24 protein-coding genes and 1 pseudogene are annotated in these 21,364 nt (G+C 72.5%); 15 read left to right on the top strand and 10 right to left on the bottom strand.

Annotation, left to right across the window (positions count from 1 at the left end; translation table 11 throughout):
- Positions 1–134 precede the first annotated feature (134 nt).
- Positions 135–407 carry a DUF3253 domain-containing protein gene (locus AMK16_RS01375; protein ID WP_073907396.1) on the top strand — a complete coding sequence of 91 codons (273 nt, stop codon included), beginning with the start codon at positions 135–137 and terminating at the stop codon, positions 405–407.
- Positions 408–492: 85 nt separating this feature from the next.
- Here AMK16_RS01375 and AMK16_RS01370 read toward each other — a convergent pair whose 3' ends face one another.
- The gene (locus AMK16_RS01370; protein ID WP_073907393.1) at positions 493–1,806 is read right to left on the bottom strand and encodes an MFS transporter; all 1,314 of its coding nucleotides are present in this window, start codon (positions 1,804–1,806) and stop codon (positions 493–495) included.
- A 71-nt stretch (positions 1,807–1,877) separates the two neighbouring features.
- On the opposite strand from AMK16_RS01370, the gene AMK16_RS01365 reads away from it, so the two are divergent.
- Positions 1,878–2,270 carry a MerR family transcriptional regulator gene (locus AMK16_RS01365; protein WP_073910166.1) on the top strand — a complete coding sequence of 131 codons (393 nt, stop codon included), beginning with the start codon at positions 1,878–1,880 and terminating at the stop codon, positions 2,268–2,270.
- Between the two features lie 119 nt (positions 2,271–2,389).
- On the opposite strand, the pseudogene AMK16_RS34740 reads toward AMK16_RS01365, so the two are convergent.
- Together AMK16_RS34740 and AMK16_RS01360 are read right to left on the bottom strand one after the other, a co-directional pair.
- A pseudogene (locus AMK16_RS34740) lies at positions 2,390–2,518 on the bottom strand (MFS transporter); the annotation flags it as partial.
- A 165-nt stretch (positions 2,519–2,683) separates the two neighbouring features.
- The gene (locus tag AMK16_RS01360) at positions 2,684–3,802 is read right to left on the bottom strand and encodes a glycosyltransferase (protein ID WP_073907391.1); all 1,119 of its coding nucleotides are present in this window, start codon (positions 3,800–3,802) and stop codon (positions 2,684–2,686) included.
- 412 nt (positions 3,803–4,214) lie between these two features.
- Between AMK16_RS01360 and AMK16_RS34735 the strand changes: the two genes are divergently transcribed.
- The 6 genes from AMK16_RS34735 to AMK16_RS01330 all read left to right on the top strand — a co-directional run bounded on the left by AMK16_RS34735 (position 4,215) and on the right by AMK16_RS01330 (position 9,734).
- Positions 4,215–4,985: a hypothetical protein gene (locus tag AMK16_RS34735; RefSeq protein ID WP_073907388.1), complete on the top strand. Its 771-nt coding sequence runs from the start codon at positions 4,215–4,217 to the stop codon at positions 4,983–4,985.
- A 2-nt stretch (positions 4,986–4,987) separates the two neighbouring features.
- Complete coding sequence (locus AMK16_RS01350; RefSeq protein WP_073907384.1) at positions 4,988–5,422, top strand: phage holin family protein; 435 nt, start codon at positions 4,988–4,990, stop codon at positions 5,420–5,422.
- On the top strand, positions 5,398–6,069 hold the full coding sequence (locus AMK16_RS01345) for a DUF3618 domain-containing protein (protein WP_073907381.1): 672 nt from the start codon (positions 5,398–5,400) through the stop codon (positions 6,067–6,069). Before AMK16_RS01350 ends, AMK16_RS01345 begins: the two co-directional genes overlap by 25 nt.
- A gap of 176 nt (positions 6,070–6,245) precedes the next feature.
- Positions 6,246–6,632: a VOC family protein gene (locus tag AMK16_RS01340; RefSeq protein WP_073910163.1), complete on the top strand. Its 387-nt coding sequence runs from the start codon at positions 6,246–6,248 to the stop codon at positions 6,630–6,632.
- 97 nt (positions 6,633–6,729) lie between these two features.
- Positions 6,730–9,000 (top strand): catalase, encoded by a 2,271-nt coding sequence (locus AMK16_RS01335; RefSeq protein ID WP_073907378.1) that lies wholly within the window; start codon positions 6,730–6,732, stop codon positions 8,998–9,000.
- 230 nt (positions 9,001–9,230) lie between these two features.
- Entirely contained in the window at positions 9,231–9,734 is a 504-nt protein-coding gene (locus AMK16_RS01330; protein WP_073907375.1) for an MSMEG_6728 family protein, read from the top strand.
- Positions 9,735–9,743: 9 nt separating this feature from the next.
- Here the strand turns inward: AMK16_RS01330 and AMK16_RS01325 are convergent, their stop codons facing one another.
- Positions 9,744–9,971 carry a DUF2945 domain-containing protein gene (locus tag AMK16_RS01325; RefSeq protein ID WP_073907372.1) on the bottom strand — a complete coding sequence of 76 codons (228 nt, stop codon included), beginning with the start codon at positions 9,969–9,971 and terminating at the stop codon, positions 9,744–9,746.
- A gap of 191 nt (positions 9,972–10,162) precedes the next feature.
- Here AMK16_RS01325 and AMK16_RS01320 point away from each other — a divergent pair, with 191 nt between their 5' ends.
- Positions 10,163–11,668: a cryptochrome/photolyase family protein gene (locus AMK16_RS01320; protein WP_199885323.1), complete on the top strand. Its 1,506-nt coding sequence runs from the start codon at positions 10,163–10,165 to the stop codon at positions 11,666–11,668.
- Between the two features lie 80 nt (positions 11,669–11,748).
- On the opposite strand, the gene AMK16_RS01315 is transcribed toward AMK16_RS01320, so the two are convergent.
- Positions 11,749–12,606 (bottom strand): alpha/beta fold hydrolase, encoded by an 858-nt coding sequence (locus AMK16_RS01315; protein ID WP_073907366.1) that lies wholly within the window; start codon positions 12,604–12,606, stop codon positions 11,749–11,751.
- Positions 12,607–12,683: 77 nt separating this feature from the next.
- On the opposite strand from AMK16_RS01315, the gene AMK16_RS01310 reads away from it, so the two are divergent.
- Positions 12,684–13,370: a sigma-70 family RNA polymerase sigma factor gene (locus tag AMK16_RS01310; RefSeq protein ID WP_242438513.1), complete on the top strand. Its 687-nt coding sequence runs from the start codon at positions 12,684–12,686 to the stop codon at positions 13,368–13,370.
- A 44-nt stretch (positions 13,371–13,414) separates the two neighbouring features.
- Here AMK16_RS01310 and AMK16_RS01305 read toward each other — a convergent pair whose 3' ends face one another.
- From AMK16_RS01305 to AMK16_RS36915, 3 genes are all read right to left on the bottom strand, one after another.
- Positions 13,415–14,626: a winged helix DNA-binding domain-containing protein gene (locus tag AMK16_RS01305; protein ID WP_073907359.1), complete on the bottom strand. Its 1,212-nt coding sequence runs from the start codon at positions 14,624–14,626 to the stop codon at positions 13,415–13,417.
- 254 nt (positions 14,627–14,880) lie between these two features.
- Positions 14,881–15,933: an MFS transporter gene (locus AMK16_RS01300; protein WP_242438512.1), complete on the bottom strand. Its 1,053-nt coding sequence runs from the start codon at positions 15,931–15,933 to the stop codon at positions 14,881–14,883.
- A gap of 17 nt (positions 15,934–15,950) precedes the next feature.
- A complete protein-coding gene (locus AMK16_RS36915; protein ID WP_242438511.1) occupies positions 15,951–16,136 on the bottom strand; it encodes a hypothetical protein in 186 nt (61 codons plus the stop codon).
- A gap of 466 nt (positions 16,137–16,602) precedes the next feature.
- Here AMK16_RS36915 and AMK16_RS01295 point away from each other — a divergent pair, with 466 nt between their 5' ends.
- The 4 genes from AMK16_RS01295 (at position 16,603) to AMK16_RS35660 (ending at position 19,328) form a co-directional block, all read left to right on the top strand.
- Positions 16,603–17,493 (top strand): helix-turn-helix transcriptional regulator, encoded by an 891-nt coding sequence (locus tag AMK16_RS01295; RefSeq protein WP_073907356.1) that lies wholly within the window; start codon positions 16,603–16,605, stop codon positions 17,491–17,493.
- 120 nt (positions 17,494–17,613) lie between these two features.
- Positions 17,614–17,892 (top strand): GlsB/YeaQ/YmgE family stress response membrane protein, encoded by a 279-nt coding sequence (locus AMK16_RS01290; RefSeq protein ID WP_073907352.1) that lies wholly within the window; start codon positions 17,614–17,616, stop codon positions 17,890–17,892.
- A gap of 294 nt (positions 17,893–18,186) precedes the next feature.
- Positions 18,187–18,453: a hypothetical protein gene (locus AMK16_RS01285; protein ID WP_073907349.1), complete on the top strand. Its 267-nt coding sequence runs from the start codon at positions 18,187–18,189 to the stop codon at positions 18,451–18,453.
- 197 nt (positions 18,454–18,650) lie between these two features.
- Positions 18,651–19,328 (top strand): hypothetical protein, encoded by a 678-nt coding sequence (locus tag AMK16_RS35660; protein ID WP_143196774.1) that lies wholly within the window; start codon positions 18,651–18,653, stop codon positions 19,326–19,328.
- Between the two features lie 83 nt (positions 19,329–19,411).
- On the opposite strand, the gene AMK16_RS01275 is transcribed toward AMK16_RS35660, so the two are convergent.
- Together AMK16_RS01275 and AMK16_RS01270 are read right to left on the bottom strand one after the other, a co-directional pair.
- Positions 19,412–20,038 (bottom strand): hypothetical protein, encoded by a 627-nt coding sequence (locus AMK16_RS01275; protein WP_073907344.1) that lies wholly within the window; start codon positions 20,036–20,038, stop codon positions 19,412–19,414.
- Positions 20,039–20,115: 77 nt separating this feature from the next.
- Complete coding sequence (locus tag AMK16_RS01270; RefSeq protein ID WP_073910160.1) at positions 20,116–21,015, bottom strand: NAD-dependent protein deacetylase; 900 nt, start codon at positions 21,013–21,015, stop codon at positions 20,116–20,118.
- A 168-nt stretch (positions 21,016–21,183) separates the two neighbouring features.
- Here AMK16_RS01270 and AMK16_RS01265 point away from each other — a divergent pair, with 168 nt between their 5' ends.
- A complete protein-coding gene (locus AMK16_RS01265; RefSeq protein WP_073907341.1) occupies positions 21,184–21,357 on the top strand; it encodes a CsbD family protein in 174 nt (57 codons plus the stop codon).
- Positions 21,358–21,364: the final 7 nt, after the last annotated feature.

Genomic DNA, 21,364 nt, shown 5'->3' with positions numbered 1-21,364 from the left:
CTGACGATCACCGTGTTGACCCGTGCCCCCCGGGCCGTGTCGGAAGGCCCGAGGAACACCGCACGCTCAGCCGGGCAGCCGAGGTGCCGGGAGCCAGGAACGGGGTGCCGGGCTGCCGGGGCGACAATGGCAGGGTGACCGACAGCGAACGCCGGACGGACCGGCGCCTGGAGCGAACCATTCTGGAGCTGCTGGAGCGTCGTGGCCCCACCGCGACGATCTGTCCCTCTGACGCCGCACGGGCCGTGTACGAGGGCGACGGCGACGGCTGGCGCGCACTCATGGAACCGGCCCGCCGCGCGGCCCGCCGGCTGGTCACGGCCGGCGAGGTGGAGATCACCCAGGGCGGCCGCCGAGTCGATCCGGCAGAGGCCCGCGGCCCGATCCGCATCCGCCGCGTCCGCTGACGCCCCCGGTGGTGGCACGGCCCGGGCGGGCGCGCCGGTCAGGACCCCGCAGGCCGCCCGGTCGGCCCCTTGGCCGCGCGCCGGGTCAGGCCGGCGCGGGCAGGGGGTGCCGCCGTCGTCGGTGCCGGGCGGTGAGCCTCAGTGCCACGGCGCTGACGGGGACGAGGGCGATCATCAGTGCACCGCAGCCGACCAGTACGGCCGGGGCGCCGGTCCGGTCGAGGGGGAGTCCACCGAGCGCCGCTCCGAGGGGCGAGCCCGTCAGGAGTACGGCACTGCGCGCGGCCAGGACCGAGGTGAGGGACTCGGCGGGTGTGCGGCCCTGGATCAGGGTGAGGGAGAGCGCGGAGTAGGGGCCGTAGACCAGGCCGGCGAAGGCGAAGCCGAGCAGGGAGGGGAGGGGGGTGTGCGTGAAGGCGAAGGCCAGCAGGCCGATCCCGTGACCCGCGATGACCCCGAGGATGGCCGGCCACAGCGGTAGCCGCCTGACGGCGCCCAGCGCGAGGGCGCCGATGACGGCTCCGCTGCCGAAGGCGGCCCAGTAGACGCCGAGCAGCCCGGCGCCGGCATCGAGGTCGTCGACGACGAAGAGGGGCAGAGCGACTTCGACGGGGCCGAAAGCGAGGTTGAACACCCAGGTCACCGCGAGCAGGCCGAGGAGTTCCGGCCGGCGGAGCAGGATGCGCAGCCCGCGCTGTGCACCGCCGTTCACGTGTACCGGTTGCGGTGCCGGCTGCGCCGGCGGTTGCTCTGCCGGTTCCGTCGCAGGCGCCGAGGGAGGAGGCAGGGTGGTGCGACGGGTCCGGAAGGCCAGCACGGCGAAGGTGGCGGCGTCCAGGCCGATGATCCATGCCGGGGACACCACTGTCACGAGGAGGCCCGCGAGAGCCGGGCCCGCGATGGTCGCGCTCCACAGGCTGGTGCTGAGCACACTGTTGGCCGTCAGCCGCTGGGCCGGGCCGAGCACAGGGACGAACAGGGCGTGCTTGCCCGCCTTGCCCCAGGCGTGCAGCAGCGAGGAGGCACCCAGGAGCCCCACGTACACGGCCGGGGTGAGCAGGCCTGCCAGGTGCGCGAGCGGGACCGCCCCCAACAGGGCGGCCCGTAGCGAGGAGTCGGTGACCAGGAGCCGCCCTGCGGGAAGCCGCCGCATCCACCGTCCCAGCACCAGCGCGCCCAGCGCGCCGGGAAGGACGTAGGCGGCGACGGCGATGCCGGCCAGTGCCCCTTCACCGCCCTCGGGCCCCAGCGCGAGTGCCAGCCACACGACGGCGACGACGCTCATGCCATCGCCCAGATCGGACAACGCGAAGACCGGGAACAACCGCCGGAACGTCCGGTCGGCGAACAGCGAGCGGTAGGGGCCGGGCACCAGGCGTCCCGGAGCAGTTGAGAACATGCGGGTCACAGTCGTCCTTCAAGCACGCTTGAAGTCAAGGCCTGACGAGCATGAACAAGGAGGGGGCCGGCATGCGGTACCTGCCCATCGGGGAACTCGCGGACCGGGCCCGCGTGCGCGCCTCGGCACTGCGCTACTGGGAGGAGCGCGGTCTGCTGCCCGGCGCGCGCCGCGAGGGCGGACGCAGGGTGTGGCCCGCGACCACCGTCCGCCGGGTCGCGCTGATCAAGATGGCGCAGCGGGCCGGGTTCACCCTCGCCGAGATCGGGCAGCTGCTGGCCGGCAGCGCCACGCCCTCCGCTACCCGCCAGTGGCGGGACATGGCCGCGCGCAAGCTGCCCGAACTCGACCGGCACATCACCCAGACCGTCGCCTTACGACAGGCAGTCGCGGACTGTCTGGAGTGCGGCTGCATGAACTTCGACCAGTGCGCACTCCTCGCCGCCACTGACGCGACGCCATGACCGCGGGCGTGCCCGACGGCCGTGGCGTCGCGTCCGTGGTGGCGCCTCCGTGGTGGGGAAGCCGCGCCAGGGGCGGCGGGGACGCTACGTAGTCACGGCGCTTGGGCGGTCCCGGGCCCCCCGAGGAGTCTGGTCACCTTCGGGCCGCGGGCATGGGTGAGCCTGCCCCCCAGGGGGGAGACGGCCAGCATCATCAGCCCGCCGGGGAGCATCCACAGGCCGGCGGCCAGCATGGACTGGCCCAGGCCGCCCCTCCGCTGCTGCACAGGAGCCAGCCATAACCGCGGGTGTCCTCGGGGGTGCCTTGCCGCTCGGAACGAACCCGGGGTGCTGAGCGGCGGGGAACCGCGCTGCCGAGCAGGCACGGCCGGGAGTCGGCCGGCGCGCGGTTCCCCGCGGTCCTGGGACCGGTGTTATCGCAGGGCCTCGAAGGAGGCGACGAGGTCGGCGGGGGAGGGGAGCGCGGTGATGTCGGCCTGGATGGTGGCCGCGGCCTTGCGGAGGTCGTCGTCGGTGAGGAGGCGGCTGAGCAGGGCGGCGTCCACGCCGTCGCCGCTGCCGCGCAGGGCGAAGCCCAGCCCCGTGGCGGCATCGACATTGATGAAGTGGTCGGCGCCCTGCGGGAGTATCAGCTGCGGGACGCCCCGGGCAGCGGCGGTGAGCATGGTGCCGGAGCCGCCGTGGTGCACGATCGCGTCGGCGGTGTCCAGCAGTTGGGCCAGTGGCACCCAGGGCAGGGGGCGGACATTGGCGGGCAGGGTGCCGAGCGGGCTCAGGTCGGTGTCGCCGACGGCGAGCAGGAACTCGGCGTCGACGGAGCTCGCCTCGGCGATCACCCGGGCGACCGGGTCGACGCCCGCGTAAGCGGTCACCACCGTCCCGAGGGTGACCGCGATCCGGGGCCGGGAGCCCCCGGATATGAGGTCGACGGGCACCGTGCCGCCGCCGTTGTACGGCACGTAGCGGACCCGCAAGCCGGCCCCGTCCCCGCCGAGGGAGGCGGGTACGACGTCGAGGACGGTACGGGTGGCCGGCCCTTCGACCTCACGGGCCCGGTACTCGTCCGCCAGGAGCTCGGCGAGGCTGCCGACCATGCCGATGCCGGACATCACCCCGAAGTTGTGCACCACGGCGGGTATGCCGAGTGCCGCCGAGACCAAGGGCGCGGCCGCCTGGAAGGCGGCGTGGACGATGAGGTCCGGCCGCCAGGCGGTGGCGACCGCGAGGAGGTCGTCGATGGTGACCCGGCCGTGTTCGGCGAAACCGGCCGCGGCCAGCCGCTGGGCGTCCTCCGGGCTGTTGCCGTCCGTGACGAACTGCGGATCGATGCCGTCCGAGGCGCGCCGGAAGGCATCCGTCAGCGTCGAGCCGTCACCGACCTCGACGGTGGGCAGGCCGGTCTGCCGGAGGTGGTCGAGCGGAGCCGAACCGGCGAACAGCACCTGGTGTCCCGCAGCCTGGAGTGCCTGGGCTGTCGGCACCATCGGGAACAGGTGGCCTGCCGCGGCAGGGCCGGTGAAAAGGATGCGCACTGCGTTACTCCTCGGGTGGAGCGGTGATTGCCCTGACAGATCGTCGAACGTACCGACGGCAGTTTCCGTTTCTGATGAGATGGGCGAGTTTCAGCCGATCCTGAGAGGACCACTTGGGGCTCGGAGGAGCGCGCCGAACTGCGCGGTGCGCGGTCGGGCCGCCGATGCAGGAGTCCGTGCCGAGGAGCTCGGCCGGGGCCGCGGCCGGGCGGTGGGCGGGTTCGCCGCACGAGCCCTGTCCGCCGGCGGGGCAGGCAGGGCAAGAGGTGGGCTGTGCGTGCGCACGCAGGAGGCGGGGCGGCAGGGATGGCAGGAACCGGATGTGTTTGAGGGCCGGGCGATGGGTGGTCGGCCGAAACGTGGGCAAGCGCCCCTGTGAACGGTAGATCCGATCGACTGCCCAGGAGGAGCCTTGAGTGACTTCCAGGATTCAGCCCGGCATGACGAGAGCAGGACGACGGGGGTAGCGCACACCGTCCAGGACAAAGCCGGGGAGAGCGCTGCGCTGGTCGGCGGCAAGGCCGCCGAAGTAGGCGGTACGGCCAAGGAGCAGGCGGCGAACGTCGTCGGCGAGGCCACCGCGCAGGCCCGGGACCTCGTCGGAGAGCTGCGCACCCAGTTGACCGGGCAGGCCGAGACCCAGACCCAGCGCCTGGCCGAGAACGTGCGCCGGCTCTCCCAGGAGCTCAGGGAGCTGGGCGAGAACGGCAAGCCGGACTCGACCATGGCCGACATGGCACGCCGGGTAGCGGACGGCGGTCACCAGGTGGCCGCGCACATGGAGAAGCGGGGCCCGGACGGGCTGGTCAGCGACCTGCAGAACTTCGCCCGCCGCCGCCCGGGCGTGTTCCTGGCCGGCGCGGCCCTGGCCGGCTTCGTCGTCGCACGCGCGGGCAAGAGCGTCGGTGCGGCCGCCTCGTCGGAGGGATCCTCCTCCGGCGCCCCTGCGGACCGCGGACCCACCTCTCCCGCCGAAGTCGGCGGACCCCCCGCGCGGGCCGGTGAGCACACGGCGGTGGAGCGTCCCCTTCCCGACCGCAGTGGCATCCCCGCCGGCTACGAGGACCCCCTCGACACCTACGGTCAGTCGCAGCCGCCGCACGTCGCCCCGGCCCCGCCGGCCTACCCGCCGGCGAGTCCGCCGCCCTACGGTGGTTCGCCGCAGCCCGGGGGAGGAGTCTGAGCATGGCCCTTTCCTCCCACGAACGACCGGCGGCGCCCGCCCCGCCGCCGGCGACGGCGGCCGAGCCGTCACTCGGTGATCTGATCGGTGAGATCAGCCAGGACCTGTCCCAGCTCGTCCGTGACGAGATCGAGCTGGCGAAGGCCGAGATCAAGCAGGAGTCCGCCAAGGCCGGCAAGGCGGTCGGCATGCTGGGCGGCGCGGGCTACGCCGGACACGTGGTGCTGCTGTTCGGCAGCCTGACCGTCGTCTTCGCCCTGGCCAACGTGATGGACCCGGCCTGGGCCGCCCTGATCGTCACGGCCCTGTGGGCCGTGGTGGGCGGGGTGCTGTACACGAAGGGCCGCGAGCGCCTGCGCGCTGTCAACCTCAAGCCGGAACAGACCGTGGAGACCTTGAAGGAGGACGCCCGATGGGCACGACACCCGACGAGCTGAGGAACGACGTGGAATACCGGCGTGCGCACCTCGCGCGCAACGTCGATCTCTTGGCGGACAGGATGACCCCCCGCAAGGTGGCCCAGCGCAAGGTCGACTCGCTGCGCCACCGGGCCGGCGGAGTGAAGGAGCGGGTGATGGGTACGGCACACGACGCTGCACAAGGAACCTCCGGGAGCCTTCACCAGGCCGCGGACAGCATCGCGGGAACCGCCAAGGAGGCCGGCAGCAGCGCCCAGGAAACCCTGCAGCAGGCCCCGGCGCAGATCAAGCGCCAGACGCAGGGCAGCCCCCTGGCGGCAGGTCTGATGGCTTTCGGCGCCGGCATGCTCGCAGCCGCCCTCCTGCCGACCACCGAGGCCGAGCAACAGGCGGGACGGCACCTGCGCGAGCACTCGGACGAGCTGCTGGAACCGGTCAAGCAGACCGCCCTCCAAGCGGCGCAGGAAGTCCGGGAGGAACTGAAGGAGCCGGTCGGGGAGGCCGTCGAATCGGTGAAGGGCACGGCCCAGGAGGCCGTGGCGACCACCAGCGAGCACGCGCAGAACGCCGGCCAGGACACCGCCGAGGGGCTGCGTCAGGTCGGAAAGGACACGGTCGGCGAGGTACGCGGCGCCCCCGGCGCGCAGCAGCCCCCCACGCGGTGACGACCGGGCGGGGCACGTGCGTGGCTCCGAGGAATCTTCCCGGGGCCACGCACGAGCACGCCCTGCGCCCGGTCGGCCGTCCGAGTCCCGCAACGCCGTTCCCCGCCACCTGACCTGACGGATCGTCGCCGCCCCCGGGGTTTCGTCCCCGGGCCGTCCTGCGAGCAGGAGTGACCATCGTGCACGTACTGGGCAGCCGTATCCTGCTGCGCCCGGCGGACCCGGAGCGCTCCCGCGCCTTCTACGGCGGCACCCTCGGCCTCGCCGTCTACCGCGAGTTCGGCACCGGCCCCGAGCGCGGCACGGTCTACTTCCTCGGCGGCGGGTTCCTGGAGGTGTCCGGCCGGTCCGACGAGCCGCCGGCCCCCGGCCTGCGGCTGTGGCTCCAGGTCGCGGACGTGCGGGCGGTGTACGAGGAACTGAGCGCCGGGGGCGTGGAGGTGCTGCGTGCCCCGCGGCGCGAGCCCTGGGGCCTGATCGAAATGTGGATAGCGGACCCCGACGGCGTGCACATCGCCGTCGTGGAGGTACCGGCGGACCATCCGCTGCGCTCGCGCCCCTGAACCGGCACGGGGCACCCCCGCGGGCCGCAGGACGGAGTCCTCGTTCGGGGCTTCTCTCCGGTCCGCCTTGTCACGCACATGTACAGAGGAGTGGAAAGTGAACGAGCACAACCCCATCAAGACCGCGGCGGAAAAGATCGCCGGCGCGCTCCGGGGCGACGGCGGCCCGCAGGACGGTGTTCCGGGCAAGCCGGGCCCGGTCCCGCCCCCGGTGACGGAGCCGACCGAGCCGGCGGAGCCGCTGCCGCCCAAGCAGGACCAGCACGGACCGGAAACCGTCAGTCCCACGGGCCAGCCCACGGGTGCGGAGCAGGCCCGGAGCGCGCAGAGCGGCGCGTACCTGACGACCGCTCAAGGCGCGCGGCTGCCCGACACGGACCACTCGCTCAAGGCGGGCCCGCGGGGACCGGTGCTGCTGCAGGACCACCACCTGCGCGAGAAGCTCATGCACTTCGACCACGAGCGGATCCCGGAGCGCGTGGTCCACGCCCGCGGCGCCGCCGCCCACGGCGTCTTCCGGTCCTACGGCACCGCGGCCAACGTCACGAAGGCCGCGTTCCTCGCGGAGGACGCCGAGACCCCCGTCTTCGTCCGCTTCTCCACGGTGCTGGGGTCCCGGGGGTCCGCGGACACCGTCCGCGACACCCGCGGCTTCGCCACGAAGTTCTACACCGACGAGGGTGTCTTCGACCTCGTCGGGAACAACATCCCGGTGTTCTTCATCCAGGACGCCATCAAGTTCCCCGATGTCATCCATGCCGGAAAGCCCCACCCGGACCGGGAGATCCCGCAGGCCCAGAGTGCCCACGACACCTTCTGGGACTTCGTCACGCTCCACACCGAGGCGACCCACCACACCCTGTGGAACATGTCCGACCGCGGCATCCCCCGCTCCTACCGGACGATGGAGGGCTTCGGCGTCCACACCTTCCGCCTCGTCAACGCCGAAGGCGCCACCACCCTGGTCAAGTTCCACTGGAAGCCCAAGCTCGGGGTGCACTCCCTGGTCTGGGAAGAGGCACAGATCGCGGGCGGCGTCGATCCCGACTTCCACCGCCGGGACCTCGCCGACGCCATCGAGGCGGGCGCCTACCCGCAGTGGGAGCTGGGCATCCAGACCTTCCCCGACACGCCGGAGCAGACCTTCGAGGGCATCGACCTCCTCGACCCGACGAAGATCGTCCCGGAGGAACTGGCGCCGGTCCGGCCGATCGGGCTGCTGACCCTGAACGCCAACCCGTCGAACTACTTCGCCGAGACCGAGCAGGTCGCCTTCCACGTCGGTCACCTGGTCCCGGGCATCGACGTCACCGACGACCCGCTCCTGCAGGGACGGCTCTTCTCCTACCTCGACACCCAGATCACCCGGCTGGGCGGGCCCAATTTCGGGCAACTGCCGATCAACCGCACGCACGCTCCGGTCAACGACATGCTCCGCGACGGCATGCACCAGACCGCCGTGCACCGCGGGGCGGCGCCCTACCGGCCCAACAGCCTCGACGGCGGCTGCCCCTTCCTCGCCGGCGCCGACACCGGGGCGTTCATCGAGGTCCCCGCGCACGTGGCGGAGGGCAAGAAGGTGCGCCAGGCCCCGGCCTCCTTCGACGACCACTTCACCCAGCCCCGCTTGTTCTGGCTCAGCATGACCCCGCCCGAGCAGGAGCACATCATCGCCGCCTACACCTTCGAACTGGGCAAGTGCTACGAGCAGGCCGTCAAGGAACGCGCGCTGGCCGTCCTTGCCAACATCGACCCCCGGCTCAGCGCCCGGGTCGCCGCCGGACTGGGCCTGCCCGCGCCGGCCCCCTCCAGCCCGCTCGTCGACCCGGAGCCCAGCCCGGCCCTCTCCCAGCTGGGCGGGACCTGGCCGGTGGACGGTCGCGTCATCGGCATCGTGACCGACGGCGCCGCGGACGTGGAGGGCGTCAGGTCCGTACGCCAGGCGGTTCTGGACGCCGGCATGGTCCCCCTCGTGATCGCTCCCGCCGGCGGCAGGATCGACGCGGACGGCGACCCCCTCACCGTCCAGCGCACCTTCGCCACGGCCCGCTCCATCGAATTCGACGCCCTCCTGCTGGCCGGCGTCCCCGCCCCCGGTGCGGATGCCCGAGGGGCCCGGGACGCCAAGGCCGGCAACGCCGACCCCGCCACCGCCGACCCCAGGCTGCCGCTGCTCCTGAACGAAGCGTTCCGCCACGGAAAGGCGATCGGCGTCTGGGCGGGCGCCGACGCGGTCCTGCCCGCCGCCGGCATCCCCGCCGAGGCACCCGGCGTCGTGCGGGGCGAGACGGGCGCCACGGTGCTGGAAGAGGTGGTCCGGCTCCTGGGTGCCCACCGCGTGTGGGAACGCTTCCCCGCCGCCGTCTGACCCGCCCGCCGCCCGCCCGGGCGCCGCGCCCGAAGCCACGGGCGCGGCGCCCGGGCGTCGTGCGCCGGTGGGCGAAAGCCCTGCTCGGCGATCGGGGACACCACCGCCTCGGCCCCACGCGCCGCTCGCGCAACCTGCCACCTCGTGGTAAGCATCGAGAGCCCTGGTCAGGCTGCGCGGCTCACGCGGGTTACGCCGCGATCCAGGGCGCAGACGATGAGGAGACCTCCGTGCAGACGTTCCTGCCGTTCCCCTCCTTCCAGGCCTCGGCAGCCGTGCTCGACGGACGGCGGCTCGGGAAGCAACGGGTGGAGGCCGTGCAGGTGCTGCGCGGGCTGATCGTCCCGGACTACGGCTGGCGCAGGCATCCGGCCGTACGGATGTGGGCCGGCTACGAGGAGGCCCTCGTGCGCTACGGACTGGACGTCTGTCACATCTGGACGGCCAGGGGCCGGGGGGACACCTGCGCCGTCACCCTGGTCCAGGACTTCCGGACATGGCAGCCGGGCGCAGAGCCGCACGGAGAGCAGCATCCGGAGCCGAGGACGCAGGAGCGCCTCGCCGCCGACGGGGACCTGCCTCCGTGGCTGGGCGATGCCGGCTTCCACCGCAGCCACCAGTCCGCGCTGGTGCGCAAGGACCCGGACTTCTACCGCAGACACTTCCCCGATGTGCCGGACGACCTGCCGTACGTCTGGCCGGCGTCCGACCGCGGGGCGGGCGAGCCGACGTGAGCGCGGCCGTCAGGAGGAGCGCCCCTTCCTGCGCAGGGCGTCCGGCTTGTGCACCGCGCTGCGCCCGGACGCGTCGCTCTCCACCTCGTACTGCGGCTCCTCGTCCGAGGCGTCGACGGTACGGCCCGCCGCCTCCGTACGGTCGGTGATCTTCTTCTTCACCTTTCCCTTCACATTCCGGCCGTGGCTCTTCCACGTCACCTCGTCACCCCGGCTCAGGTCGTCCTTGCCGCTCATGACGCTCTCCCTGCTGTCCTGGCCGCCCGCACAGCTCCGGCGGTAGGCCGTGTCCGGATCGACGCCCGTGTCCCAGGCTCCGGTACGCGCTCCGCTCCCGCACCTCGGGCAGTGGGCGACACGGGCGTTCGACGCGCGGGACGGCCGCGCCTGCCGACACCGGCCCGTACCGGCTTGGTTGGATGCTGAGCATGAGTCCAGTGCACTGGCTGTTCGGCGACCAGCTCGGCCCGCATTTCACCGCCACCGACGGCGGCGCGACACCGCCCGCCACCAGGTGGCTGCTCATCGAGTCCCGGGCGGTCTTCCGCCGCCGCCGCTTCCACCGCGCCAAGGCCCACCTCGTACTGAGCGCCATGCGCCACCGGGCGGCGGAGCTGGGCGACCGGGCCCGCCACGTCAGCGCGGAGACCTACCGGGAGGGCCTGGCGCGAACGGTGGGCGCGGGGCCGGTGTCGGTGCACCACCCCACGTCCAGGGCCGCCCTGGCCCTGGTCGACTCGCTGCCGCAGGTGACGGTCCACCCCGCGCGCGGCTTCCTGACCGGCCACCGGGAGTTCGCGGACTGGGCCGCACGGCAGAAGGGCCGACGGCTGCTCCAGGAGAACTTCTACGAGCACACCCGCCGCACCCACGACATCCTCATGGAGGGCGACCGGCCGGCGGGCGGCCGCTGGAACCTGGACCACGACAACCGCGAGCCGCCGCCCCGCGGCGCGGACGCCCTGGACGTGGAGCGGCCCTACCGCCCGGGCGAGGACGAGATCGACGAGGAGGTCCGGCGGGACCTGGACCGGTGGGAGCGCGAGGAGGGGATCTCCTTCGCCGGCCGCGACGGCCCGCGCCTGTTCCCCGCCACCCGGCAGGAGGCGCTGGCGGCGCTCGACCACTTCGTCACGCACCGCCTCCCCACCTTCGGTGCGTACGAGGACGCGATGCTGGCGGGCGACCCCGTCATGAGCCACAGCCTGCTGTCCTCCTCCCTCAACCTGGGGCTGCTCGACCCCTGGGAGTGCGTGAGCCGGGCCGAGGAGGCGTGGCGGGCCGGGCACGTCCCCCTGAACAGCGCGGAGGGTTTCGTCCGGCAGGTCTGCGGCTGGCGCGAGTACGTGTGGCACCTCTACTGGCACTTCGGGGAGGACTACCGGCACCGCAACGCGCTGCGCCACACCGCACCCCTCCCCGACTGGTTCGCCGAGCTGGACGCGGACGCGGTGGGTGCCCGCTGCCTGTCGACCGTGCTGGCGCAGGTCCGCGACACGGGCTGGACGCACCACATCCCCCGTCTCATGGTCCTCGGCAGCCACGCGCTCCAGCGGGGCTGGGATCCGGGGGCGGTCACGGACTGGTTCCACCGGTGCTTCGTGGACGGCTACGACTGGGTGATGCTGCCCAACGTCGTGGGCATGTCGCAGTACGCGGACGGCGGTCTGATGACCACCAAGCCGTACACCTCGGGCGGCGCCTACATCCACCGGATGAGCGACCTGTGCGGCGGGTGCCGCTATCGCCCCGGTGACCGGTCGGGCGCCCGGGCCTGCCCGTACACCGTGGGTTACTGGGCCTTCCTGCGCCGGCACCGCGCCCGGCTGGAGGGCAATCCGCGCATGACCCGGGCCGTGCGCGGCCTGGACCGGCTCGGCGACGCGGATCAGGTCGCCCGGCAGCACCGGGACGCGGGCGACGCACCACCCTGACGTGCGCGGTAGCCGGTCGCCCCGGCCCCGGCCCTGGTCGACGGCCCCGGGCTCGGGGCGGAGCCGAGGCGGGGCCCCGGTCAGCGGGCACGCACGGCAGGCCGGCTGAGGAAGGATTCGGCGGCCGCTGAGAACCGGTGGGCGTCGTCGAGCCAGGGGAAGTGGCCTGCTCCCGGCTGGAGGACGAGCGTGGCGTCGGGGAAGAGGGCCGCGAGTTCGGCCATCGCGGGAGGGGGGCTGTTCACGTCGACCTCGCCCGCAAGCACCAGTACGGGGCTCTCGCCGGCGCGGAGGGCCGACCGCGTCGCGTCCGGGTCGAAGGCCCCGTCGGCCCCGAAGAGGGCGACTGCTTCGTCGTTGCCCGGCCGGGCGCTCAGGTGGTGCTCGTGCGCCACCGCGTCCCAGCGGCCGTAGGAGAAGGGCGTGATGGCTTCCCAGTCGGCGCCCGCGCCCCGGGTGATCGCCTCCAGGGCGGCGAAGGCGGCCGGGAACCACGGTTCGTCCGCCCGCCGCCGGGCGACCTCTCGTCGCATCTCCCCGGTGACGGGGATGCCGACCGCGCGGGTACCAGGAGTGATCAGCGCGAGCTTGCCGACGCGCTCCGGGTGGCGGACCGCGTACTGGATCGCCAGGTTGGCCCCGGCACAGTGGCCGAGCAGGTCCATCCGGGGGAGACCGAGGTGTTCGCGCAGGGCTTCGACGTCGCCGGTCTGGCGGTCACAGCGGTAGGAGGAGGTGTCCTCGGGAACCGCGGAGCGACCGGTGCCGCGCAGGTCGAGGAAGATCAGTCGGCGGTGTGCGGACAGGCCGCCGAGGTCGCCGAGGTAGGCGGAGTCCGCAGGTCCTCCCGGAAGGCAGACGACGGGGTCCGCGTCGTCGTTGACGCCGTGCGTGCGGTAGGCGAGCCGGGTTCCGTCCGGTGCGGTGAATGTGGGCATGGAGCCGGATCCTGGCACGTATAACTCGGTTGTACAACCAGGTTATATGTCGGGGTCGAGGGGTGTATAACCGCAGTGTGGACAGAGAAGCGAACGTGCGCCGGCAGTCCGGGGCGCTGACCGAGCGGCAGGCCGAGCGGATGCTCGCGGGCATGAACGACGTCATTCGTGCCGGTGAGGAGATGCGGAAGCTGCGCGCGGAGATGATCGGACTCTTCGTCGGCTTCGGCTGGACCCAGGACAGGATCGCCCGGCTCACCGACATGAGCCAGCCCGCCGTGTCCAAGCAGGTGGCGAGGTGCAGGAGCGGCGAACCGCCGGCTCCGACGCCGATGGATCTCACCCTCGACCAGTACGACGCCCCGTGGCTGGAAGGACGCCTCTGGGGACTGGCCGAGGAGATCGCGGAGGCATGCGACACGGCCCGCTGCACGCGCTACGTCCACGCCATCGCCCGGGGGAGGAAGCGCCTCACCCCGCGGAACGTCGACGAGTTGCGGCGCCTGCTCGAAGAGGACCTGGCGTCCCACCGGCTGGAATTCCCCACCGCCTACCGGGACGCGTACGACCGGATCAGCCGGGGCCTCGACCTTCCCTCGAAGGCCGCCTCTCCCGCGCCCGCCGCGCTGCGACGCGTCCTCGCCTGCCACGTCCAGCGCGACCATTTCAGGGACGACAGGGGTGACAGGGGTGACAGGGACGACAGGGACGACAGGGGTGACAGGGACGACGGGGACGACGGGGCCGGCCGGGACGGCACCTGACACCACCCGCCAGGCGCTTCCCGCCGGGCGTCCGCCCCTCGGAGTCACCCGCCGCCGCGGGGAGGACTGCCGTCCGCGGCCTGGGCGAGGCGGCGTTCGAGGGGGGTGCGGTAGTGGGGGGTGATGCGCAGGTCGCCCAGCCACGAGGCCAGTTCCTCGGCCCGCGCGCACAGCGCGGCGCGGGCGGAGGGCCCGGGATCGGTGAGCAGGTGCGTGTTGATGCGGCCGGAGGGTTGTTGGGCCCAGGCGCCGACGATGCGGCCGTCGGCCCAGACGGTGGGTCCGATGTTGCCGTTGCGGTCGTAGAGTTCGGGGACGTGAGCCGGGTCGAGGTAGAAGTGGCGGTGGCGCCAGCCCATGGCGGTCGGGTCAAGGCCCGGCAGGAGCGCGACCCAGGGCTCGGGAGCCGTCACCGGGTCGAAGTCGTCGGGCAGGAGGTGGCCGGCGCCCTCGTCCAGTTCGACCGGCTGGGCGCCGGTCGCGGTGATGGCCCTGCGGGTATCGGTGAGGGTCCAGCCGGTCCACCATGCGAGGTCTTCGGTGGTGACCGGCCCGAAGGCGGCCAGGTAGCGGCGCGCCAGTTCCTGCTTCGCCTCGCCCGTCTCCCAGGTACCGGCGGCGTCGGCCAGGGTGGAGAGCGTCCAGCGGAACTGGTTGGAGTTGAAGGCACCGGCGGGCCGGCCGCGCCGGATGCGGCCCTCGGCGGCCAGGACCCGCAGGATCCGCCAGGACACCGCTTGGCGGGCCTCGTACGGTTTTCCGGCAGAGACGGTGACCTGCTCGCGCAGGGCCGGAACATCGTCCGCGAGCTGCGCGGCTCCTGCCTCGCCCCGGACGGCGAGGGCGGCCAGCACCTCGGCTTCGACGGCCTCGTACCGCTCCTGGGACCAGCCGGCGCCGTCACGGAGGTGGACGGCGCAGGCCGCTCGTTCCCTGGCGGCGATGGCGCGGCTGGTGGACGCCTCGACCACCGGGGCCAGATCGGCGGGAACGACGAACATGGTGCGGCGCATGCACAGCATCCGCTCCAGGGCCCGCTCCTCGTACAGTTCGCCCTCCATGGCCGCGATGTCCGGATGACCCGTTCGGGCGGCGGCGGCCAGGAAGACGGTGGAGGGGTCGGTGGCGTGCAGGCCGATCAGTGCCCGGGCGACATCCTGCATCCGCCCCACGTGATGGGCGGGTGCGAGCAGGTGCCGCACGCCGAGGCGGGCGCGGCGTTCTTCGGTGCCGACGCGGCGGCGCGGGCCGTTCACGAGTCCGCCTCCCGGCCGGCCGTCACCGCACGTCTCGGTGTCAGGCCGAACACCCCGTCCTGTACTCCCTCGACGTCCCGCCACCACTCCCGCCGCCCCTCACCTGGCGGGGCGGCCGCATGACGGCGGTTGCACGGGGACGGTGTCATCGGGGGCCTCCTGGCCTGATCCGGTCGAGGTGCGTGTGTACTGCCGGGGCGTGGCGTACGGACCCCCTTCCCCCCGCGGTCCCGCCCCATGCTGTTGCCGCGGGCTCAGCGCGGCGAACTCGCGGGTACGGCGGCGTCGTCATGCGCTCGGTCCGTGACGGTGCGCTGCGCGACGATCCGGGTGTGACGCCGGGTGCCGGTGAGGGCGAGGGCGGTCAGCGGCAGCAGGGTGAGGGCGGCGAAGACGGCGCCGACCAGGGGCGGTCCGGTCAGGCCGAGGGAGGAGTCCATGGCCCGGCCGGCGATCGCGGAGCCGGCTGCGATGCCGGTGTTGTAGGCGGAGGTCGTCAGCGCCGAGGTGAGGGTCGGTGCGTCACCCGCGAAACGGACGGCGAGCGAGGTGACCACGGGGTTGACGGTGAAGCCGGCCAGGGCCATCACGAAGATCGAAGCGGCAGCCGTGACCGGACCGGTCGACAGCGGGACCAGCAGCAACAGGACCAGGGCCGTGGCCGTGGCGGCGACGAGGGTCGTGGCCATGGGCCGGCGCTCGCCGAGGCTGCCGCCGATGGCGGTCCCGCCCAGTGCCCCGAGGCCGAAGGCGATGAGGACCAGCGATACCGCACCCGCCGGGATGCCGGCGCGTTCGGTCAGCAGCGGGGTGATGTAGGTGTAGGTGGCCAGGACGCCGCCCATGATGAGGACCGCGGCCGCCAGGGCCAGCCACAGTCGGCCCTGGCGCAGAGCCGCGGCCTCGGCCCGTACCGAGACCGTCGCGGACTGCTCCGTCCGGGGGACGAAGCGGCCGACGAACACGGCGGCGAGGGCGGCCAGAGCGGCCAGGGCCCAGAAAGGACCGCGCCAGCCGGTGACATGACCTGCCAGGGATCCGACGGGCACGCCCACGACATTGGCCAGGGTCAGACCGCCCATCATGACGCCGACTGCCTTCGTGGAGTTGCCGGGGCCCGCGGCGGTGGTCGCGATGACGAATCCGACGGCCCAGAAGGCCCCCGTGGCCAGCGCGGTGACGACACGGGCGGTGAGGACGAGGGTGAAGGAGGTGCTGAGAGCGGCGACGACGTGGCCGAGGGCGAAGACGGCCAGGGCCAGGACCAGTGTCCGCCGCTGCGGGAGGCGCAGGGTGGCCATGGCCATGGTCGGTCCGCCGATGATCATCCCGACGGCGAAGGCGGTGATGAGCAGCCCGCGTGGGACACGCCGACGCCCAGGTCACCGGCCAGCTCGGGCAGCAGGCCCGCGATGACGAACTCGGTGGTTCCCATGAGGAACGTGCCGGCGGCTAGTACCCAGACGACGAAGGGCAGCCCACCGGGTCCGGTCTTGGCTGTGGAGCGCATGCGTGTGTTCTCTCCAGGAGCAGAAGGAGCACCGGCTGCCGCCGTTGACGACCAGCAGGGTGCAGCGGCCGAGGTCCCGCATGCCGGGCAGGACGGCGATCGCCGAGGTGGCCGGGCAGAACGGAAGCGGGGACGGGGACGGGGATGAGGAGGGAGCGGGGACGGGGGCCGGGACGGGGAGGGGCGCGGAGCCCGGGGCCGGGCCGCAGAGCGAACGCGGCCCGGGACCTCGGGCAGGGCTGCCGCCCTGCGTGCCCCAGGGAGTGCTCCTGGTCCGCTTCAGTCCGGCCCGGTCCGCTTCGGTCCGGGCCGCACATACGGCGGTGGCCGTGGCCGTAGCCGTGGCTTCGGACGAGAAGCACCACGTCATCCAGGTAACCCCGCCTTCGCGCGGGCAGCGAGTCACTGACAAGGGGTGTACCAGCAGTACATCCCTCCCGCGGCGCGCCGCCCGTACCGTCGAGGGGTGGACAACCATGAAGAGGTCCGCGAGTTCCTCACCTCGCGGCGCGCCAGGATCACCCCCGAGCAGGCCGGACTGCCCGCCACCACCCGACGCCGCGTCCCGGGCCTGCGCCGCAGCGAGGTCGCAGCCCTCGCCGACGTGAGCGTCGAGTACTACGCCAAACTCGAACGCGGCAGCCTCGCCGGCGTCTCCCCGGCCGTCCTCGAAGCCGTGGCCCGCGCCATGCAGCTCGACGACGCCGAGCGCGCCCACCTGCTCCGCCTGGCGCAGACCGCCAACGGCTCCGACGCCCTCGCCGTCCCCCGCCGCCGCCACACCGGCCGTCGGTGGAAAGCGCACAGGAGCCTGCAGTGGACGCTCGACGCGGTCACCGAGGGCCCCGCCTTCGTCCGCAACGGCCGCATGGACCTGCTCGCCGCCAATCAGCTCGCCCGAGCCTTCTACCACGACGTCTACGCCGATCCGCACAGCCAGGCGAACCTCGCCCGCTTCAACTTCCTCAGTCCCGAAGCCCGGCGCTTCTACCCGGACTGGGACCTCGCCGCCGACACCTGCGTCGCCATCCTGCGCACCGAAGCCGGCCGCGACCCCCACGACAAGGACCTCCATGACCTCGTCGGTGAGCTCTCCACGCGCAGCGACGCCTTCCGCACCCGCTGGGGCGCCCACAACGTCCGCCACCACGGCACGGGGACCAAGCGCTTCCACCACGCGGTCGTCGGTGACCTCACCCTCGCCTACGAGGGCCTTGAGATGGCTGCCGAGCCCGGCCTGACCCTCACCATCTACACCGCCGAACCCGCTTCGGCCTCCGCGGAGGCACTGCGGCTCCTCGCCACCTGGGCGGCCACGCAGGAGAGCGCTCAGGCCGACAGCAGGCCGTTCGGCTGAGCCTTCGAACGCCGGTCGTGGCGCGGCGGAAATGATCAAGGGCCGGGGACGTTTGGAAACCGCTGCGCGGTAAAGACGATCGTTAACACCGGCTTTATCCATCGAGGTAGGAGACGCATCATGGGCATTCTGGCCTGGATCCTCATAGGGCTGCTCGCGGGACTCATCGCCAAGGCTCTGATGCCGGGCAAGGACCCGGGCGGCATCATCATCACCATGCTCATCGGCATCGCGGGCGGTCTCCTCGGCGGCTGGCTCGGCAAGGTCATCTTCGGCGTCGACTCCATCGACGGCTTCTTCGACCTCTCCACCTGGATCGCCGCCATCATCGGCTCGGTCATCCTCCTCGCCGTCTACCGACTGGTCACCGGCAACAAGCGTCACCACAGCCACGCCTGACACAGTCCCACCCCAGAACGACCCCAGACGGAAACGGCTCCCCCTCCTCCCGAGGGCGGAGCCGTTCCGCTGTTCCGGGCGCAACGGCGGCCCCTGCGGCGGTGCCCGCGACCAGAGTGGGTTCGGCACCGCCCTGACGTGCGTGCACCAGTGCCGTGCTCTAGCGTCGGAAGGGCGACGGTGACCGGTGCGTCGAGCCGCTCGCCCCTCCGATGCCTGCTCAGCGCCGCCCCCGCCCGTGGTCCGGGCACAGGCGCGGATCATGTGACCGACCGAGAGAGCAGGTGCACCCGCATGCGTTCGTCGGCTCGTATCTCCAGCATCCTCGCCGGCCTGGCCCTGGCCGTCGGCGGCGCCGTCTTCGCCACCCCGGCCGCCCACGCGGACGTGAAAACCTGCGAGCAATACGTCGCGCAACACAAGGCTCAGGTCGCGGACGCCGTCCGGCAGGCGTGCTACGAGGGGCAGATCGGCAACCAGACCAGCTGCTCCGCCAGCCTCGACGCGGCCGGCCTCTCCAAGGACGTCGCGGCCGGGGCCTGCCGGGTGGCTCCGCAGTAGCAACCACGACGGTCGCGATCCCACCGGCCGGTGTCGCCACCGGCCGGAGCGGTGCCGATTGTTCCACTCGTGTTCTGACCATGTCACGAAACCGCAGTCGAACCCTCCTGAGCTGGCCCGCACCCTTATCTGTGCCTTATCAAGATGATCACAGGCGCCGCACACGTCGCGGCGCACCTTGATGGGGGAGCAGAAGAGTGAGTACCACCAGCATGCGCAAGACCACCCTCGGCGCGGTCGGCCTCGCGGTCGCCGGCACCCTCGCCCTCACCGGCTGCAAGAACGGCAACGAGGAGTTGCCCCCGGCCCAGACGGCCTCCCCGTCCGCCCAACCCTCGCAGCCTGCCCAGCCGAGCGCCTCGGCCAGCCCCTCCGCCGGCGGCAGCCAGGCCCCGGCCGGAGCAGCCGGCACGGCGAAGTCCGGCCAGACCTTCAAGATCGGCGAAGCCGCCCAGATACCGTTCGACTACGGCAGCAACAAGGGGGGCACGATCGCCCTCACCGTCACGTCGATCGAGCAGGGCAACCCCGCCGACCTGGACGTACTCAAGCTTGGTGACCAGGTGAAGGGGAAGGTGCCCTACTACATCCACTATTCGGCCAAGAACACCGGCTCCACCGACCTGTCGTTCTCCTCCGTCGGCCATATCAAGGGCCTGCTCGGGGACGGCAGCGAGGCCCAGGGCCTGTCGATCATCGGCAAGTTCGAGAAGTGCCCGAACGAGTCGCTGCCGAAGGGCTTCGTCAACGGTCAGACGCAGGCCAGCTGCGCGGTCGCGTTGGCCCCGTCGGCGCAGACGAAGGTCGGGTCGGCCGAGTACTGGGGCGACCCGTACAACTCCCTCGGCAACGGCAAGGGCCTCGTCTGGAAGTAGCCGACGCCTGCCGCGTCGGCCCCGTGCCGGGCGCCGACGCGGTTCGAGTCCGGTCTGTCCGGCGCCCGGCCTGGGGGGCGTCCTCAGGTTTCCGCCGGGTGGCCCGGCGCTGGACCGACGGTCCGCAGGGCTGCGGAGAAGGCGGGCAGGGAGTCGACCGAGGTGTACACCGTGGTGGCGTTCACCACGCCTGCCGCGCCCAGGTCGAGCCGGACCGGCGGGTCCAGGTGGACGGCCGCGTTCAGCGAGCTGTCCACCGAGCAGGCCACCGCGTCGGCTTCGCCCGGCACGGGTCGCGGACCCCGGCCGGGGACGGTGCGGATCGCCGAGGACGCGGTACGGACCGCCGCGCGGGGCAAGGTCACGTCGCCGAGGAAACCGGTCCGCAGGACCACCCGTTCCGCGTCCACCTCATGAGGATGACGGAGCAGCGCAGCCACCAGGCCGAATCCGGCCAGCACCAGGAGCACCTCCAGCACGGCATGCGCCGGCCGGACCGCGGGTGGCAGCATCGAGGACACCAAGAAGGCCGTCACGATCTCCATCACCGCCAAGGGCAGCAGCAGGTGTCGCAGCCCGGCCGAGTGACGCGGTCCGGGTACGGGCGGGCGCCGTACCAGCACGGCCGCCAGCGAACCCATCCACACACCTGCGATGCCCAGCCCGGTCGGCCTGGCGGTCACGGCACCCGTCACCCGTTCCGTCGCCATCACTGGCACCCCCCCCCTGATCTGTTGCGGCTCCTCCAAGGCTCCGGCCGGTCGGGGAAAGGCGAAAGTGACGAATGTCAGGACGTCGGCAGGCCGTTCACGGGGATGTCCAGACCGGCTGCCAGCGCGGTGAGCGTCGTCCCGAGGGGGAGTGCGACCCGGGTGAGGGCGTGGCGGTCGCCGCGGGTCGGGTCCTGGTTGACGATCAGCACCGGCTTACCGGCCTGCGCCGCCTGGCGGACGAAGCGGAGCCCGGACATCACTGTCAGTGAGGAACCGAGGACCAGCAGCGCGGTCGCCCCGCCGACCAGCTCGCGGCAGTGCTCGACCCGCCGCGGTGGAACGGCTTCGCCGAAGAACACCACGTCCGGTTTGAGGATGCCGCCGCACTCCGAGCAGGACACCACGGAGAAGTCCTTGACCTCTTCGTCGGTGAGGTCGGCGTCACCGTCCGGATTCAGACCGGCGGCCACCGGCTCGAAGCCCGCGTTGGCCTCCTCCAGCCGCCGGGCCACTGCCTGGCGCGAGCTGGAGGCGCCGCACGCCAGGCACACCACGCGGGCCAGGCTCCCGTGCAGTTCCACCACGCCCTCACTGCCGGCTGCCTGGTGCAGGCCGTCGACGTTCTGGGTGATCACCCCCGAGAGCAGACCGCTCCGCCCGAACGCCGCCACGGCCCGGTGGCCGTCGTTGGGCCGGGCGCGGCCGAACGTGCGCCAGCCGAGGTGACTGCGCGCCCAGTACCGGCGCCGGGCCCCGGCACTGGCGGTGAACTCCTGGTAGGTCATCGGAGTGTGCCGGCTCAGGCTCCCGCCCTGACCCCGGTAGTCGGGGATGCCGGACTCCGTGGACATGCCCGCCCCGCTGAGCACCAGCACACCACCAGCCCTCAGCGCATCGGCGACCGGCTCCGGATCCGCAGTGCCGGGCCGCAGGCCCTCGGTGGGCGTCCAGCTCAGTGTGGGGCGCATGCGCATGCCGCCCAGCGTACGCAACAGGTACGACACCGGCACGGGGCCGCGATGTCCGTGCGGCCCTCCCCGGGTCGCCCGGCAGGACGTTATGCATGGTTCGCCGGAAAAGTCGGGTTATTTTACTCGGCTCAGGGTAGGCAGAGGGGAAGTGGTGTGGGAGGTGACAGAGAGATGGCGGCAGGCAAGAAGGTCAAGAACGCGGCCAAGAAGACCAAGGGCAAGATGAAGGAAACCACCGGCCGGGCTGTCGGCAACGAGAGCCTGGAGGCGAAGGGGGCCCGCGAGCAGATGGCGGGCGATGCGAAGCAGACCGCTCAGAAGGTCAAGGACACGCTCAAGCACTGAGGTACCG

Origin of the sequence: Streptomyces sp. CB00455 (genome assembly GCF_001905445.1) — a bacterium.
Lineage (GTDB): Bacteria > Actinomycetota > Actinomycetes > Streptomycetales > Streptomycetaceae > Streptomyces.
The sequence above is the reverse complement of the archived record's forward strand: the minus strand, read 5'-3'. Positions and strand labels throughout refer to the sequence as shown.